The sequence below is a fragment of the Kitasatospora sp. NPDC056446 genome (assembly GCF_042796115.1).
In the GTDB taxonomy this organism is placed as follows: Bacteria; Actinomycetota; Actinomycetes; order Streptomycetales; family Streptomycetaceae; genus Kitasatospora.
In genome coordinates this window covers 1-1,851 of the sequence record NZ_JBHTRF010000193.1, presented here as the reverse complement: position 1 = coordinate 1,851, position 1,851 = coordinate 1, and the positions used below count along the sequence as shown (strand labels likewise).

2 protein-coding genes are annotated in these 1,851 nt (G+C 51.9%); both read left to right on the top strand.

Annotation, left to right across the window (positions count from 1 at the left end; all coding sequences use genetic code 11):
• A partial coding sequence (locus ACFQ6N_RS40565) for a hypothetical protein (RefSeq protein WP_380659163.1) occupies positions 1-1,122 on the top strand: 1,122 nt, incomplete at its 5' end.
• A gap of 307 nt (positions 1,123-1,429) precedes the next feature.
• A partial coding sequence (locus tag ACFQ6N_RS40560) for a DUF2971 domain-containing protein (protein ID WP_380659164.1) occupies positions 1,430-1,851 on the top strand: 422 nt, incomplete at its 3' end.

Here is a 1,851-nt window from a genome sequence, read left to right as displayed (position 1 = left end):
ATCGTATCTCACCCTATCAGTGAGACAGCCGCAATGAAGGGGCTATTCGATTTCAGCATAGTCGATAGCGAAAACCCGAGCGGCATTACCCTCGGCACAGGAAGGTCATCTCTACTGAGCCAGCTCAGGCAGGAATATGATTTCGAGCCTATTCATCAGATTACCCAAGACAACATCATCAGGCTGAAGGTTCACCATAGGAATAACGGACTCCGATCCTACCTCGGCGAGCTACACGCCGAGCCGACCCTTAATTCTGGAAAGCTTGGCTTCAACACGACCAAGGTTGGCGTCCAGCCACGGCAGAATGGAAAGCTTCAAGAGTTCGCCCGCATCTTCTCTCATGCACCACTACTGCAAGCGTGGTACGACAGCGGCCATTCGATCACGGGCGGAGCATGCTACGAAATAAGCTACAAGAACGCGCCCTTTAATGGAATGTACTGGGGAGACTTCTCCAACTTCGACCTGACTAAAGAGAAGCCGATCGCCCCGGCTACAGGCGCATTCCTATCTAATATTGGCACCTCAGGAGAAGACTCTTTGTTCTCTTGGGTTTACTTGGCAATATGCAGGGGATCAAAAGCGAAGCGTCTTTCTCACATAAGGATGAAATCGAGTAATGACTGGCTCCTTTGCGACGACGGATCCGGGGAAATATCCGATTTCCTCCATGCAACAACAATAGACAATCATCACCACCTAACATTGATTCATGTGAAAGCCGCAAACTCCGCCCAGCCCACGCGGTTGATTTCGGTATCCGCACATGACGTCGTTATCAACCAAGCCATAAAGAACATCAATCACCTTAACAAGGCAAACCTACTGGCAGCACTGAGCAATCGCATCGGCACGGCAAACACAAAGCCCGCCTGGACAGTCACAAACGGCGTGACAACGCACGCCAATGCCATCGGCTTTGTCAATGCGGTCGCGAAATGGAGCGCCGCGAGAATCAATGTCCACGTCGTTATTGTTCAGCCACATACGCTGCGCAAAGCGTTTCGAAATAAAGCCAGCACCAAGCCCCATTACCAACTATGCACGCTACTGAACAGCGCGGCTCACCAAGTCGCAGGTCTAGGCGGAACACTGACGGTAATCGGCGCCAGAACTTAACAGGTGCATTCAAGCGCAGCAGGCAACATGCCTCCGGAGTAGCAGCAATCAATTCAATGATCCGAACGAGTTCCGCGCGAACCTCTCATTCACCAAGGATAAGCCAGCTCTTCGCAAATGGGCTGAAGGCGCTTTCTTGAAATATGGATGGCCTGCCGAAAATCTTACTGACGACGACAAGAATTCGCTGATTGAAGGCCTGTGCCGCCAAGCACCATTGCGTAGTGACGCGCTTCAAGACGCTTATGATCGCAGTGTGGCCTCGTTTGGCGTTTACTGCTTCAGTCGAAATCCTCGCAGTCACCTCATGTGGGCTCACTACGCTCGCAGCCATAGGGGGATCTGTGTTCAGATTGACCCCGCCTATTGCCTTGGGGTCTTCGCAGGAACGCAGACAGTTGAGTACTCAAGTCAGCTCCCAAAAGTCACCTGGCCATCCACGGCTAACGAACTTTCTAGAGGATTCTTGCGAAAGTCAGAAGAATGGTCCTACGAGAAGGAGCTTCGCTATCTATCACATCGCCTCACTCGCTCTGGGCTGCCATTCGATGCAAGAGCTGTAACAGGCGTAATACTTGGCGAACGATTCTTTGATGAATCCAACGCGACCAATTGGTTGCGAGAGGCCCTATCCGAGCGCGAAGCACTCGGTCTTAGCTCACCCAAGCTGTATCAGGTTACTCGAAACTCTGCAGCATACTCATTGTCCTTGAGGCGCCTGCCTAAGGA